We start from the raw sequence: 13,412 nt of genomic DNA, 5'->3' as shown, positions 1-13,412 counted from the left end.
GATCTACCCTACCCTGCCGCATGGGATTATTGAGGAGCTCGCATGACCAAACAAAACGCCTTTACCCGGGAAGACCTGCTGCGCTGCAGTCGCGGTGAGCTGTTCGGCCCAGGTAACGCGCAACTGCCCGCCCCCAACATGCTGATGGTGGATCGCATCACCCATATCAGCGAAGAAGGTGGCAAGTACGGCAAAGGTGAATTGGTCGCCGAGCTGGATATCACCCCGGACCTATGGTTCTTCGCCTGCCATTTTGAAGGCGATCCTGTGATGCCAGGTTGCCTGGGCCTCGACGCCATGTGGCAGTTGGTCGGTTTCTTCCTCGGCTGGCAAGGCCTGCCGGGTCGCGGCCGTGCCCTGGGTTCGGGCGAAGTGAAATTCTTCGGACAGGTCCTGCCGACCGCGAAGAAAGTCACCTATAACATTCAAATCAAGCGCGTCCTCAAGGGCAAGCTGAACCTGGCCATCGCCGATGGTTCGGTGAGCGTCGACGGTCGCGAGATCTATACTGCCGAAGGCCTTCGGGTCGGCGTATTCACTTCCACTGACAACTTTTAAGGGTTATCCGCATGCGCCGCGTCGTTATCACTGGTCTGGGCATCGTTTCTTGCCTGGGCAATGACAAAGAGACCGTCACCGCTAACCTGCGTGCAAGTCGCCCTGGCATCCGCTTCAACCCGGAATATGCCGAAATGGGTCTGCGTAGCCAGGTTTCCGGCTCCATCGACCTGCCCCTCGAAGAATTGATCGATCGCAAGATCTACCGCTTCGTCGGCCACGCCGCCGCCTACGCCTACCTGGCCATGAAAGACGCGATTGCCGACTCCGGCCTGAGCGAAGACCAGGTGTCGAACGTGCGCACCGGCCTGATCGCCGGTTCGGGCGGTGCATCCACCCTGAACCAGATGGAAGCGCTGGACATCCTGCGCGAAAAAGGCGTGAAACGTGTCGGCCCGTACCGTGTGACCCGTACCATGGGCAGCACCGTTTCGGCCTGCCTGGCCACTCCGTTCCAGATCAAGGGCGTGAACTACTCGATCTCCTCCGCCTGCGCCACCAGTGCTCACTGCATCGGCACTGCAGTCGAGCAGATCCAGTTGGGCAAGCAGGACATCGTATTCGCCGGCGGCGGTGAAGAAGAACATTGGAGCCAGTCGTTCCTGTTCGACGCCATGGGCGCGCTGTCCACCCAGTACAACGAAACCCCGGAAAAAGCCTCCCGTGCCTACGACGCCAAGCGTGACGGTTTCGTCATTGCCGGCGGTGGCGGCATGGTGGTGGTCGAGGAGCTGGAACACGCCCTGGCCCGTGGCGCCAAGATCTACGCGGAAATCGTCGGTTACGGTGCCACGTCCGACGGCTACGACATGGTTGCGCCAAGCGGTGAAGGCGCGATCCGCTGCATGCAGATGGCGATGTCCACTGTCGACACCCCAATCGACTACCTGAACACCCACGGTACTTCGACTCCGGTCGGCGACGCCAAGGAAATGGAAGGCGTGCGTGCGGTATTCGGCGACAAGGCACCGAAAATCAGCTCTACCAAGAGCCTGTCCGGTCACTCCCTGGGTGCCGCCGGCGTTCACGAAGCGATCTACTGCCTGCTGATGATGGAAGGCAACTTCATGGCCGGCTCGGCCAACATCGACGAGATCGACCCGGTCGTCGCCGATATGCCGATCCTGACCAAGACCGTCGAGAACGCCAAGATCGACACCGTGATGAGCAACAGCTTCGGCTTCGGTGGCACTAACGCTACCCTGGTGCTCAAGCGCTGGCAGGGCAAGTAAGCCTTGTAGGTTGCTCCCCATGAAAAAGCCCCGACTGGTTCGGGGCTTTTTCATGGGCCACGGAAAATCCTGGCAGGGGCGCGGGCTCAAGGAGCGCTGTTATCACGCAGGTGCCTGGGCAGCACGGCGAGGAAATTATCCCGCGCCACCTTACGGGCAACCGTTTCAGGCAGCGCGTCAAGAAAGGGATCGAAGCGGTGCATTTCCTTGCCCAGTTTATTGAAGCGCCCGACGACGTCAGAGCCCAGCATAAAGCGCTCCGGGAAGCGCTCCACCAGGGCCAGCCACTCCGGCCGCGGTTTACCCGACTCGTCCAGCAGGTAAGGCGTGAGCATGCTCCATGACAGGTCGATGTACAGATTGGGGTAAGCCTCCAGCAGACGGCTCAAGGTGGGCAGCAAAAAATCCATCTGTACCTGATGCCGATGAATCTCCTTGCTGGCGCCGGCATGGGCCCAGATAAACCGCGTGTGCGGATGATTGCGCAGTGGCTCCTCGATTTCGGCCAGGTACAGCGGGTTGCGCTCGCGTTTGGAGGTGATGTTGGAATGCAGCAGCACCGGCAGGTCGTTTTCGGCCGCCAGGTGATAAATGCGCGTCATGGCCTCGTTGTTGGCGCGCGGGGTGTCGCCAGAGGTCAGCGCGGTCAGGTCGTCGTGGCGGGTGAAGACCTCGCCAATGCCCTGCCACAAGCCCGGATTGAGGTCGAGCATGCGCTGGATATGCGCGTCGGAGTTCTTGTCATTGGGGTTGAAACCGGACAGAAACGGATGAAAATGGCGACGCTGCTCCGGGCTCAGTGTGTTTACGGCGGCCGCGACAATCACGTCAGTGGCGCTGTACCAATACGCATCGGCGTCATCACCGGCGTAGTAGCGTGGGCGCTTGGGTTCGTCTTCATGCCATTTCTTGGCGACCGGAACGCCTGAAATCATCACATGGTCGATGCGATTTTCCGCCATGGCCTTGAGCAGCTTGTCCATGCCCGCGGTTTCCTGGAAAAAGTCCACGTAGTGCAGGTGCGCATCGCTGTAGGCATAGTCGCGGGCCTGCACGGTGAAGCTACCTGCGGCCAATAGCAGGGCAAGGCTCAAGCGGGTCCAGGGCACGGTGATCTCTCGTCAGGCAGGGAATACAGGTAGACCCTGGCGTGCCTCGCCGGGTTCATCCGGCGAAAAAAGCAGGAACACCTAAGTGCCAGCATGCTCTATAACTGCATGACCTTTATCCTGCCGTCACTGTGAGGTTTGCCATGCCAGTCATCGTCAATACGCTGAACACCGAAAACTATCGCCACAGCGTCAATATCAACCACCACGAACTGTTCACCGACCTGCCCAAAAGCCTGGGCGGTGACGATTCGGCGCCCTCCCCCCACGATTATTTCGACGCCGCGCTGGCCTCATGCAAGGCGCTGACGGTCAGGCTCTACGCACAGAAAAAAGATATTCCGCTGACAGGCGTGACGGTGGAAGTGACCCACGATGCCACCGACGAGCAAAAAGGCCGATATACGCTCAACGTCAAGTTGACGCTCAAGGGCGTGCTCACCGATGCGCAACGCGATGAGCTGCATCGTGTGGCCGACCGCTGCCCGGTACACAAACTGATGACCACCGCCGACATCAACATCGAGACCACCCTCTCCGAAGGTGCTTTCAGCCAATAGCGGCAGCCTCCCGTCGAGCGGGTTATGCTCAGCGCATTCCAACCCGCTCAGACAGGGATGCACCATGACCACCCTCACCGTGATCCGCCCTCGCCCGGAAGATGTCGAGGGCCAGCCGATCCTGCGCCCGCTGCCCTCGCGCGAATGCCGAAGCGTCGGGCCTTTCGTATTCTTCGACCACATGCTGGCTACGCGCTATGCGCCAGGCACCGGCATGAATATCCGCCAGCATCCGCATATCGGGTTATCGACCCTCACCTACCTGTTCGAGGGCGCCTTGCAGCACAAGGACAGCCTGGGCTCCGATCAGGTAGTGCAAGCCGGCGAGGTCAGTTGGATGACAGCCGGCAGCGCGATTGCCCACGTCGAGCGCACGCCGGAGGCGCTCAAGGCCAGCGGTTTTACGCTGCATGGCCTGCAAGTGTGGCTGGCGTCGCCCAGGGACCACGAAACCGGGCCGGGGCATTACAGCCATCACCCGGCAGCGAGTTTGCCAGTCAGCGACGCACTGGGCGTGCAGATCCGCTTGATTGCCGGCACTGGCTTCTGCCTCAAATCGCCGGTACCGGTGCTGTCGCCCACCCTGTATGCCGAGGTGCGAATGCAGACGGCCACCACCTTGCTGATCCCGGATGAGCATGAGGAACGTGCGGTGTATGTGCTGGCGGGCGAAGCGCAACTCGATGGCGAACCGTTACAGGCCCATAGCCTGGTAGTGTTGCCGAAGGGAGAGACGATGACGTTGTCAGCCGAATCCGACTGTCATCTGGTGGTGTTGGGCGGAGCACCGCTGGATGGACCGAGGCGGATCAATTGGAATTTTGTCGCGAGTGATCCTGCGGTGATCGAGCAGGCCAGGCAGCGCTGGGCGGCTGGGGATTGGCCAACGGTTCCGGGGGAATCGGAAAGGATTGAGTTGCCTGGGAGATAGCCATCGGGGGCAAGCCCCTTCCCACATTTTGACGATCTGAATCCAATCATGTGTGGGAGGGGGAGCTCGCCCCGATGACGCCGGAACAGGCGCTGAACACTCAGCCCTTGAACACTTCATCCAGCAGGTTGTGCATCGACTGGAAGGCCCGCGCGGCAGTCTTCGCGTCGTACATCATCTTGCCCGGCACATTGGCGTGCGGGTCGGTGAACGAATGCACCGCACCGCCGTAGCTGAGCAATTGCCAATCCACACCGGCGGCGTTCATTTCATCTTCAAACGCCGGCAGTTGCTCTTTAGGGACCAAGGGATCGGAAGCGCCGTGCAACACCAACACGGAACCCTTGATATTCCGTGCATCCGCCGGGTTCGGCGTATCGAGGGTGCCGTGAAAGGACACCGCCGCCTTCAAAGGTGCGCCCGTACGCGCCAATTCCAGTGAGCAGCAGCCACCAAAGCAGAAACCGAAGGTTGCCAGCTTCGATGTATCAACCGCCGCCTCCGTCTGGTTCTGCAGTTGCTCGAAAGCTGCCTGCATACGTTTGTTCAACAGCGGTCGGTCGTTCTTCAACGGCATCATCGCCGCGCCGGCTTCATCGCCATTGGAGGGACGCACAGTTTGCCCGTACAGGTCGGCGATCAGCACTACGTAGCCGTGACTGGCGACGGTTTTGGCGATCTCTTCAGCACCGGCACTCACCCCCATCCAGTTCGGCGCCATCAGCAGGCCCGGTCGCGGGCCCACGTGGCTGGCATCGAACGCCAGGCGACTCTCATACGATTGCCCATCTATCTGATAGACCACGGAACGCACGGTGACTTGGCTCATCATTTACTCCAGTTGAAGTGCACTAGAACGAAAAAACCCGCCGAAGCGGGTTTTTCCTGCGACGTTGTTAAACCGACAGTTCAACCAACAGCTTGTTCAGTCGGCGCACATAGGCGGCCGGGTCCTTCAGGCTGTCACCAGCGGCCAGGGCCGCCTGGTCGAAGAGGATGTGCGACAGGTCGCCAAAACGCTCTTCGCTCTGCTCGCCGTCGAGTTTCTCGATCAACGGGTGCGCGGGGTTGAATTCAAAGATCGGCTTGGAATCCGGTACTTTCTGCCCGCTCGCCTCGAGGATCTGGCGCATCTGCAGGCCCAGGTCCTGTTCGCCAATGGCCAGGATCGCCGGGGAATCGGTCAGGCGGTGGGAAACCCGCACTTCGCTGACGGCATCGCCCAGGGCAGTCTTGATCCGCTCAACCAGGCCTTCCTTGGACTTGGCCACCTCTTCAGCGGCTTTTTTGTCTTCCTCGGAATCCAGGTTGCCCAGATCCAGGTCGCCACGGGCCACGTCGACAAAGGACTTACCGTCGAACTCGCTGAGGTAGCTCATCAGCCACTCGTCGATACGATCGGTCAGCAGCAATACTTCGATGCCTTTCTTGCGGAAGACCTCCAGGTGCGGGCTGTTCTTGACCTGCGCGTAGGTCTCGCCGGTCAGGTAGTAGATCTTGTCCTGGCCTTCCTTGGCGCGCGCCAGGTAGTCGGCCAGCGACACAACCTGCTCGCCGTCGTCGCCCTGAGTCGAGGCAAAACGCAGCAGGCCGGCGATTTTTTCCTTGTTGGCAAAATCTTCCGCCGGGCCTTCTTTCATGACCTGGCCGAAGTTTTTCCAGAAGCCTTTGTATTGCTCAGGCTCGTTTTTCGCCAGTTTTTCCAGCATGTCGAGCACGCGCTTGGTCAGCGCCGACTTCATGGAGTCGATGATCGGGTCTTTCTGCAGGATTTCCCGCGACACGTTCAGCGACAGGTCATTGGAGTCGACCACGCCTTTGATAAAGCGCAGGTACAGCGGCAGGAAGGATTCCGCCTGGTCCATCACGAACACGCGCTGCACGTACAGCTTGAGCCCCTTGGGCGCTTCACGCTGGTACAGATCGAACGGCGCGCGAGCAGGCACGTAGAGCAGCGAGCTGTACTCCAGCTTGCCTTCGACCTTGTTGTGGCTCCAGCTCAGCGGGTTTTCGTAATCGTGAGCGATGTGCTTGTAGAATTCCTGGTATTCCTCGTCCTTGATTTCGGTACGAGGACGGGTCCACAGCGCGCTGGCGCGGTTGACCACTTCCCATTCCTGGGCCGGGGTTTCTTCGCCTTCGGCGGCGGCCTTTTCTTTAGGCAGCTCGATCGGCAGCGCGATGTGGTCGGAGTACTTTTTGATGATGTTGCGCAGGCGCCAGCCGTCGGCGAACTCTTCTTCACCGGACTTCAGGTGCAACACGATACGAGTGCCGCGCTCTGGCTTGTCGATCGTGGCGATTTCAAACTCGCCCTCGCCTTTCGACGCCCAATGCACGCCTTCGCTGGCGTCGAGGCCGGCGCGACGGCTGAACACTTCAACCTTGTCAGCCACGATGAAGGCTGAATAGAAGCCCACGCCAAACTGGCCGATCAGGTGCGAATCCTTCTTCTGATCGCCCGACAGGTTCTTCATGAAATCGGCAGTACCGGATTTGGCGATGGTCCCCAGATGTGTGACCGCATCGTCACGGCTCATGCCGATACCGTTGTCTTCGAGAGTGACGGTCTTGGCGTCCTTGTCGAAGCTCACGCGGATTTTCAGTTCGGCGCCACCTTCCAGCAACTCGGGCTTGGACAGGGCTTCGAAACGTAATTTGTCGACAGCGTCAGAGGCGTTCGAGATCAATTCGCGAAGGAAGATTTCCTTGTTGGAATACAGCGAATGGATCATGAGGTGCAGCAGTTGCTTCACCTCGGTCTGGAAGCCCAGGGTTTCCTTTTGAGTTTCCACACTCATGGTCATCAAACTCCAATTGGATGGCAGTGGCCGCGCCCTTGCGGGTTGGCGGCGGGTTGTCATCAAAGTTGGGGGCTAACAGCAGGATTTCAAGAGCGGCTCGTGTCCTCGATCTTGAAATGCGCTCGAGCAGTGGCGATTGGCTCTGCGGCGGTGCTTTGCCACGCAGTGATCGCCACATTCGCCACGCGACGCCCCTGACGCCACACCTGGCAAGTGGCGTAAGTGTCGCGAAACTGGCCGGCGCGCAGGTAATCCAGAGAAAAGTCGATGATTTTCGGCAGTCCCGGCGCACCGGTAAACACCAGCAGGTGCAGCGCCGCAGCCAACTCCATGAAGCCTGCGATCACGCCGCCGTGCAGGGCCGGTAAAATGGGGTTACCAATGTTGTCTTTGTTGGCCGGAAGGCGAAACAACAATTCATCGCCCAGGCGCGTGCATTCAATGCCAATCAATTGGGCATACGGAATCAACTCGAGCAGCGCCGTATAGTCACCGCGCGCATGGGCCTGTTCAAGGCGGGTCTTGAATCGATGGGTCATGCCTGCGCTCCCTTGAGGGTATCGCCCAGCCCCTGCGTGCCCTTGAGACGCTTGCCCATGCGCATGAATGTACCGACTACATGGGCGATGGGGTGCTGCGGGTCCTCCTGGTAGGCAACGCCACGGGTGAAGATCACATCGGTGGTCACCCGATAGCATTGGGCGAAGCCGTAGACCGGCTGGTGAGGCGCCGCCGGGTGCATGTAGTCGATGCGCAGGTCTAGGGTCGGGCATACCTCGAAGTCCGCCAGTACACACAGGGTCGCCATGCCGCAGGCAGTGTCCATCAACGAGGTCAACGCGCCACCGTGTATCACGCCGGTCAGGGGGTCGCCGACGATCGCCGGGCCGTACGGCAGGATGAGCGTCATGCCTTGGGTATTGGCCTCATGAACGGTAATGCCCAACAGCTGGCAATGGCGCAATGCCGAAACGAAGCGTCGGGCACGCTCTAACAATGGATTTTCGCTCATTCGGTCCAGACTCTTATTAGTGTTGATCCGCGGAGTACGGGGTGCGGGCGAAAGTTCCTGGCAGGGTGCTGTTTATATATCTGCGTAATTAAAGGAACTAATGCTGAACCCTCAGGCTCGAAAGGCCAGTAGATATCTTCAATAAGGAGAAACACCCCATGCGCAAGACTTTAGCTATTTCCATGATGCTGGCCGCTGCTCTCGGTCTGGCTGCCTGCGACAAGAAATCCGAAGACAAAGCCCAAGACGCCGCTGCCCATTCTGAGCAAGCTCAGAAAGATATGGCCAAGGCTCAGGATAAAGTGAACGACGCTGCGAAAGAAAACGCCGATGCTGCCAAAGCTCAGGCCGAATCCAACGCTGCCGCCGCAAAAGAAGCAGCACCTGCCACCGGCTCCTGAGACCTGGCTTGAAGTAATCGTGCTGCAAAAAGAAAGCCCGCTCATATAGCGGGCTTTACTTTGCCTGGTATTTAACGCCAGTGGTTACAGCGTTAAGACACCGCGTCCTTCACCGGCTCCGTTAACGGCGTGTCGGTTGGCGTATAAACCATCACCTCCAGCACGTCGGAATGAAATTCGCGGCGATACAGCACGAACACCACGCCGGCACTCATCAACATGAACAACCAGGGGCTGACAAACCAGGCAAGCATGGTCATGCCGAAGTAATAAGAACGCAGTCCGAAGTTGAATTGATTGGCGGCCATTGAGATGACACGCGCCGCGCGCAAAGCAAACGCCTTGCGTTCCTGCTCAGACACATGCCGCTCGCCGATCATCGGCGCCGACCCTACCAGCACCGCCGCGAAGTTGTATTGGCGCATGCACCAGCTGAACGTGAAGAACGCGTAGACAAACACCAGCGCCAGGCACAGCAACTTGATTTCCGACATGCCCTGGGAGGCCTGCTGCACCATGGGAATATCCGCCAGCAATGACACTGCGCGCTCGGAAGCGCCAAGCACGGTCAGAATACCGGCGAGAATAATCAGGGTGCTGGAGGCGAAGAAGGAGGCATTGCGCTCCAGGTTGCCGATCACGCTGGCGTCGGCGATACGGTTGTCACGCAGCAACATGCGGCGCATCCAGTCTTCACGGTAAAGATGCAGCACACTGGCCAGACACGCGGTGTCTCGGGCTTTCCAGGTGGCATAACGGGTATAGCCGCCCCAGCACAGGACGAACCAGAGGGCGGCAAGCAGGTGAATCTGATTGGTTTCGACGAACGACATGCGGGGCCTATGACAGGGTGAATGATGGCGTAATGCGCTATGACGGCGGGAGCGGCAAGCCCCTCCCACACTGATCCCTTCCAACTCTAGAGGGTGTAGTTTCATAAAGCATAAAAAATGCCCCGTATCGATTGATACGGGGCATTTCCGTAAACCTCGAACCTGGCGCGTTATGCGATCGCTTCGCTACGCTTGCCGAGCAGACGGTCTACCACTACCGCCACAACGAGAATCATCACCGACGGCACCAGCCAGGCCAGGCCTTGCTCGCTCAACGGCAGGTTCGCCAACTGCGCCGGCAACCAATCCGCCAGGCCCGCACCCTTGAGCGCATCAATGCAACCGAAGATGAACGACACCAGCATCACCGGGCCGACGATCCGCCCCTGCTCCTGCCAGAAGCCTTTGCAGAAGCTCAGTGCCACCAGCACGATGCACGGCGGGTAGATCGCGGTGAGCACCGGGATCGAGAACGCGATCAGCTTGGTCAGGCCCAGATTCGATACGAACAGCGAGAACAACGCCAGGATTACCACCAGGGTCTTGTAGGACAAGGGCAGCACGCGGCTGAAGTACTCGGCGCAGGCACAGGTCAGGCCCACCGCCGTCACCAGGCACGCCAGGGAGATCAGCACGGCCAGGAAGCCGCTGCCCAGGGAACCGAAGGTGTGTTGCACATAGGCATGCAGCACTGCCGCACCGTTGCTGGCACCGGCTGCGACGGCATGGCTGCCTGAGCCGAGACGGAACAGGCTGACATATACCAGCGCCAGGCCCACACCGGCAATCAGGCCGGCAATGATCGCATAGCGAGTGATCAGCTTTGGAGACTCGACACCTCGTGAGCGAATCGCATTGACGATGACGATGCCGAATACCAGCGCACCCAGGGTATCCATGGTCAGGTAACCATTGATAAACCCTTGGGAGAATGGCGCAGCGACATATTCCGGGGTAGCGACACCCACATCGCCGGCCGGCAGGGCGAACGCAGCGATGCCGAGGATAGCCAGCGCGATAATCTTCAGCGGCGCGAGAAAACGCCCCACCGTGTCCAACAGGCGCCCGGGATACAGGGAGACAAAGAACACCACCAGGAAGTACACCGAGCTGTACAGGAACAGCGCCAGCGGGCTTTCGCCGGTCAAGGGCGCCAGGCCCACTTCAAAGGACACGGTCGCGGTACGCGGGGTAGCGAACAGCGGGCCTACCGCCAGGTACGCCGCCGCCGCGAGCAGGCCACCGGCGATCTTGCCGATCGGGCTGCTTAACGCGTCCATACCGCCACCGACCTTTGCCAGGGCAACTACGGTAACCACCGGCAGGCCGACCGCCGTGATCAGAAAGCCCAGCGCCGCCATCCAGACGTGAGGCCCGGACTGCAATCCAACGATAGGCGGGAAGATGATGTTGCCGGCGCCCACAAACAGGGCAAAAGTCATGAAGCCCAACGCCAGGATGTCCTGGCTTTTCAACACTTTCATTTAAGGAAATACCACACTGCTGAATCGGAATTTAGAGAGGGATTCCCTGTGGATGAGGGAAATACCGGCGGCCCTTTTGGGGACCGACCGTTCCAGCGCGCAGCGTCCTTTTGGGATGCGGGCGCATAAAGAGGCGGCCAGGGTACAGAATTAGGCTGACAAACGCACTGTTGCGGGGCGTACTGTCCGATAAGCGACATCTTGATGTCGCGTTTTCATACTTAATTTGGCAATACGACCACCTGTGGGAGGGGGCAAGTCCCCTCCCACATTGGATCGTGTACATCCAAGACGCACAAAGGCCACCCGAAGGTGGCCTTTGTGGGTGGAACGTCAGTTAAGCGCGGAGCTTACTTGACAGCCCAACCGGTCAGCTCGGCCAGGGCCTTGCCGATGTCTGCCAGCGAACGCACGGTTTTAACGCCTGCGTCCTGCAGCGCAGCGAATTTCTCGTCTGCAGTGCCTTTGCCGCCAGAGATGATTGCGCCCGCATGGCCCATGCGCTTGCCCGCAGGGGCAGTCACACCAGCGATGTAGGAAACAACCGGCTTGGTCACGTGTGCCTTGATGTAGGCAGCCGCTTCTTCTTCAGCCGAACCGCCGATCTCACCGATCATTACGATCGCTTCGGTCTTCGGGTCTTCCTGGAACAGCTTCAGGATGTCGATGAAGTTGGAGCCTGGGATCGGGTCACCGCCGATGCCGACGCAAGTCGACTGACCGAAACCGGCGTCAGTGGTCTGCTTCACAGCTTCGTAGGTCAGGGTGCCGGAACGGGAAACGATACCGACCTTACCTGGCAAGTGAATGTGACCTGGCATGATGCCGATCTTGCATTCGCCTGGAGTGATCACGCCTGGGCAGTTAGGGCCGATCAGGACCACGCCCAGCTCGTCGCACTTAACTTTAGCGTCCAGCATGTCCAGGGTAGGAATGCCTTCGGTGATGCAAACGATCAGCTTGATGCCGCCGAATGCCGCTTCCAGGATCGAGTCCTTGCAGAAAGGAGCCGGAACGTAGATCACGCTGGCGGTGGCGCCAGTGGCGGCTACAGCGTCTTTCACGGTGTTGAACACAGGCAGGCCCAGGTGCTCGGTGCCGCCTTTGCCCGGTGTTACGCCGCCAACCATCTTGGTGCCGTATTCGATGGCTTGCTGGGTGTGGAAGCTACCTTGCGAACCGGTAATACCCTGGCAGATAACTTTGGTGTCTTTATTGATCAGGACGCTCATTATTTGCCCTCCGCAGCTTTGACAACTTGTTGAGCAGCGTCGGTCAGGCTGGTAGCCGCGATGATGTTCAAACCGCTTTCTGCCAGTACTTTAGCGCCCAGTTCAGCGTTGTTACCTTCAAGGCGAACAACAACCGGGATTTTAACGCCGACTTCTTTCACTGCACCGATGATGCCTTCGGCAATCATGTCGCAACGAACGATGCCGCCGAAGATGTTGACCAGTACTGCGGCGACGTTGGCGTCGGACAGGATGATCTTGAAGGCTTCGGTCACGCGTTCCTTGGTAGCACCACCGCCCACGTCGAGGAAGTTGGCTGGTTTGCCGCCATGCAGGTTGACGATGTCCATGGTACCCATGGCCAGGCCGGCGCCGTTGACCATGCAACCGATGTTGCCTTCCAGCGCTACGTAGTTCAGTTCGAACTTGGCAGCGTGCGCTTCGCGCGGATCGTCTTGCGACGGATCGTGGAAAGTCTTCAGCTTAGGCTGACGGTACATAGCGTTGGCGTCGATGTTGATCTTGGCATCGAGGCAGTGCAGGTCGCCGTCGGCCTTGATCACCAGCGGGTTCACTTCCAGCAGGGCCAGATCGTGATCCTGGAACAGTTTGGCCAGACCTACGAAGATCTTGGCGAACTGGGCAACTTGCTTGCCTTCCAGGCCCAGCTGGAAAGCCAGCTCGCGACCCTGGAATGGCTGAGCGCCAACCAGTGGATCGATGGTGGCTTTCAGAATTTTTTCTGGGGTTTCGTGAGCGATCTTTTCGATGTCCACGCCACCTTCGGTGGACGCCATGAACACGATGCGACGGCTCGAACGGTCAACGACAGCGCCCAGGTACAGCTCTTTAGCGATATCAGTGCACGATTCAACCAGGATCTTGGTGACTGGCTGGCCATTGGCATCAGTCTGGTAAGTCACCAGACGCTTGCCCAGCCACTGCTGTGCGAAGGCCTTGGCGTCTTCTTTGCTGCGAACCAGCTTAACGCCGCCCGCTTTACCGCGACCACCCGCGTGGACCTGGGCTTTGACAACCCACTCGGTACCACCGATTTTGTCGCAAGCTTCTGCTGCTGCTTCCGGGGTGTCTACTGCGTAGCCCTTGGATACTGGCAGGCCGTATTCAGCGAACAGCTGCTTACCCTGATACTCGTGAAGATTCATGCTTTTTACCGTCTTCGTTAGGTACTGCGCATTCGGCGCTGCGCTCATTATGAGTGCCGCGCCACCTGTGACTGCTGCTTGCGCAACCTG

14 protein-coding genes are annotated in these 13,412 nt (G+C 59.3%); 5 read left to right on the top strand and 9 right to left on the bottom strand.

Annotated elements, in window-relative coordinates; translation table 11 throughout:
• Positions 1-42: 42 nt before the first annotated feature.
• Positions 43-558, top strand: coding sequence for a 3-hydroxyacyl-[acyl-carrier-protein] dehydratase FabA (fabA, locus tag QRN10_RS20305; RefSeq protein ID WP_010211704.1), 516 nt, complete (start codon positions 43-45; stop codon positions 556-558).
• A gap of 11 nt (positions 559-569) precedes the next feature.
• The gene (gene fabB / locus QRN10_RS20300) at positions 570-1,790 is read left to right on the top strand and encodes a beta-ketoacyl-ACP synthase I (RefSeq protein ID WP_003190033.1); all 1,221 of its coding nucleotides are present in this window, start codon (positions 570-572) and stop codon (positions 1,788-1,790) included.
• 86 nt (positions 1,791-1,876) lie between these two features.
• Here fabB and QRN10_RS20295 read toward each other — a convergent pair whose 3' ends face one another.
• Positions 1,877-2,905, bottom strand: coding sequence for an amidohydrolase family protein (locus tag QRN10_RS20295; RefSeq protein ID WP_502941456.1), 1,029 nt, complete (start codon positions 2,903-2,905; stop codon positions 1,877-1,879).
• Positions 2,906-3,042: 137 nt separating this feature from the next.
• Here QRN10_RS20295 and QRN10_RS20290 point away from each other — a divergent pair, with 137 nt between their 5' ends.
• Both QRN10_RS20290 and QRN10_RS20285 read left to right on the top strand, forming a co-directional pair.
• Entirely contained in the window at positions 3,043-3,459 is a 417-nt protein-coding gene (locus QRN10_RS20290) for an OsmC family protein (RefSeq protein ID WP_181079961.1), read from the top strand.
• A 64-nt stretch (positions 3,460-3,523) separates the two neighbouring features.
• On the top strand, positions 3,524-4,390 hold the full coding sequence (locus QRN10_RS20285) for a pirin family protein (protein ID WP_285428987.1): 867 nt from the start codon (positions 3,524-3,526) through the stop codon (positions 4,388-4,390).
• A 100-nt stretch (positions 4,391-4,490) separates the two neighbouring features.
• On the opposite strand, the gene QRN10_RS20280 is transcribed toward QRN10_RS20285, so the two are convergent.
• From QRN10_RS20280 to QRN10_RS20265, 4 genes are all read right to left on the bottom strand, one after another.
• Positions 4,491-5,219, bottom strand: a complete 729-nt coding sequence (locus QRN10_RS20280) for a dienelactone hydrolase family protein (RefSeq protein ID WP_181079963.1) — start codon at positions 5,217-5,219, stop codon at positions 4,491-4,493.
• Positions 5,220-5,286: 67 nt separating this feature from the next.
• Positions 5,287-7,191 (bottom strand): molecular chaperone HtpG, encoded by a 1,905-nt coding sequence (gene htpG / locus QRN10_RS20275; protein ID WP_181079964.1) that lies wholly within the window; start codon positions 7,189-7,191, stop codon positions 5,287-5,289.
• A gap of 89 nt (positions 7,192-7,280) precedes the next feature.
• Positions 7,281-7,733, bottom strand: a complete 453-nt coding sequence (locus QRN10_RS20270) for a PaaI family thioesterase (RefSeq protein ID WP_266248654.1) — start codon at positions 7,731-7,733, stop codon at positions 7,281-7,283.
• Positions 7,730-8,206, bottom strand: a complete 477-nt coding sequence (locus QRN10_RS20265; protein WP_181079966.1) for a PaaI family thioesterase — start codon at positions 8,204-8,206, stop codon at positions 7,730-7,732. Before QRN10_RS20265 ends, QRN10_RS20270 begins: the two co-directional genes overlap by 4 nt.
• A gap of 158 nt (positions 8,207-8,364) precedes the next feature.
• Here QRN10_RS20265 and QRN10_RS20260 point away from each other — a divergent pair, with 158 nt between their 5' ends.
• Complete coding sequence (locus QRN10_RS20260; protein WP_181079967.1) at positions 8,365-8,607, top strand: hypothetical protein; 243 nt, start codon at positions 8,365-8,367, stop codon at positions 8,605-8,607.
• Between the two features lie 92 nt (positions 8,608-8,699).
• On the opposite strand, the gene QRN10_RS20255 is transcribed toward QRN10_RS20260, so the two are convergent.
• From QRN10_RS20255 to sucC, 4 genes are all read right to left on the bottom strand, one after another.
• On the bottom strand, positions 8,700-9,440 hold the full coding sequence (locus QRN10_RS20255) for a DUF599 domain-containing protein (protein ID WP_181079968.1): 741 nt from the start codon (positions 9,438-9,440) through the stop codon (positions 8,700-8,702).
• A 170-nt stretch (positions 9,441-9,610) separates the two neighbouring features.
• On the bottom strand, positions 9,611-10,924 hold the full coding sequence (gene brnQ, locus QRN10_RS20250; protein WP_181079969.1) for a branched-chain amino acid transport system II carrier protein: 1,314 nt from the start codon (positions 10,922-10,924) through the stop codon (positions 9,611-9,613).
• Positions 10,925-11,274: 350 nt separating this feature from the next.
• On the bottom strand, positions 11,275-12,156 hold the full coding sequence (gene sucD / locus QRN10_RS20245) for a succinate--CoA ligase subunit alpha (protein ID WP_003172813.1): 882 nt from the start codon (positions 12,154-12,156) through the stop codon (positions 11,275-11,277).
• Positions 12,156-13,322 (bottom strand): ADP-forming succinate--CoA ligase subunit beta, encoded by a 1,167-nt coding sequence (gene sucC / locus QRN10_RS20240; RefSeq protein WP_060754516.1) that lies wholly within the window; start codon positions 13,320-13,322, stop codon positions 12,156-12,158. Before sucC ends, sucD begins: the two co-directional genes overlap by 1 nt.
• Positions 13,323-13,412 lie beyond the last annotated feature (90 nt).

The organism is Pseudomonas sp. lyk4-R2A-8 (genome assembly GCF_030209095.1).
Taxonomy (GTDB): Bacteria; Pseudomonadota; Gammaproteobacteria; order Pseudomonadales; family Pseudomonadaceae; genus Aquipseudomonas; species Aquipseudomonas quebecensis.
Note: the sequence above shows the minus strand (reverse complement) of the source record. Positions and strands in the feature narration are given on the sequence as shown.

What these genes read in the sequence shown, in the direction of transcription:
- QRN10_RS20285 (WP_285428987.1), top strand. Translation starts at nt 3,524, where the DNA reads ATGACCACCCTCACCGTGATCCGCCCTCGCCCGGAAGATGTCGAGGGC.
- QRN10_RS20270 (WP_266248654.1), bottom strand. Translation starts at nt 7,733, where the DNA reads ATGACCCATCGATTCAAGACCCGCCTTGAACAGGCCCATGCGCGCGGT.
- brnQ (WP_181079969.1), bottom strand. Translation starts at nt 10,924, where the DNA reads ATGAAAGTGTTGAAAAGCCAGGACATCCTGGCGTTGGGCTTCATGACT.
- htpG (WP_181079964.1), bottom strand. Translation starts at nt 7,191, where the DNA reads ATGAGTGTGGAAACTCAAAAGGAAACCCTGGGCTTCCAGACCGAGGTG.
- QRN10_RS20260 (WP_181079967.1), top strand. Translation starts at nt 8,365, where the DNA reads ATGCGCAAGACTTTAGCTATTTCCATGATGCTGGCCGCTGCTCTCGGT.
- sucC (WP_060754516.1), bottom strand. Translation starts at nt 13,322, where the DNA reads ATGAATCTTCACGAGTATCAGGGTAAGCAGCTGTTCGCTGAATACGGC.
- QRN10_RS20255 (WP_181079968.1), bottom strand. Translation starts at nt 9,440, where the DNA reads ATGTCGTTCGTCGAAACCAATCAGATTCACCTGCTTGCCGCCCTCTGG.
- sucD (WP_003172813.1), bottom strand. Translation starts at nt 12,156, where the DNA reads ATGAGCGTCCTGATCAATAAAGACACCAAAGTTATCTGCCAGGGTATT.
- QRN10_RS20290 (WP_181079961.1), top strand. Translation starts at nt 3,043, where the DNA reads ATGCCAGTCATCGTCAATACGCTGAACACCGAAAACTATCGCCACAGC.
- QRN10_RS20265 (WP_181079966.1), bottom strand. Translation starts at nt 8,206, where the DNA reads ATGAGCGAAAATCCATTGTTAGAGCGTGCCCGACGCTTCGTTTCGGCA.
- fabA (WP_010211704.1), top strand. Translation starts at nt 43, where the DNA reads ATGACCAAACAAAACGCCTTTACCCGGGAAGACCTGCTGCGCTGCAGT.
- fabB (WP_003190033.1), top strand. Translation starts at nt 570, where the DNA reads ATGCGCCGCGTCGTTATCACTGGTCTGGGCATCGTTTCTTGCCTGGGC.
- QRN10_RS20280 (WP_181079963.1), bottom strand. Translation starts at nt 5,219, where the DNA reads ATGAGCCAAGTCACCGTGCGTTCCGTGGTCTATCAGATAGATGGGCAA.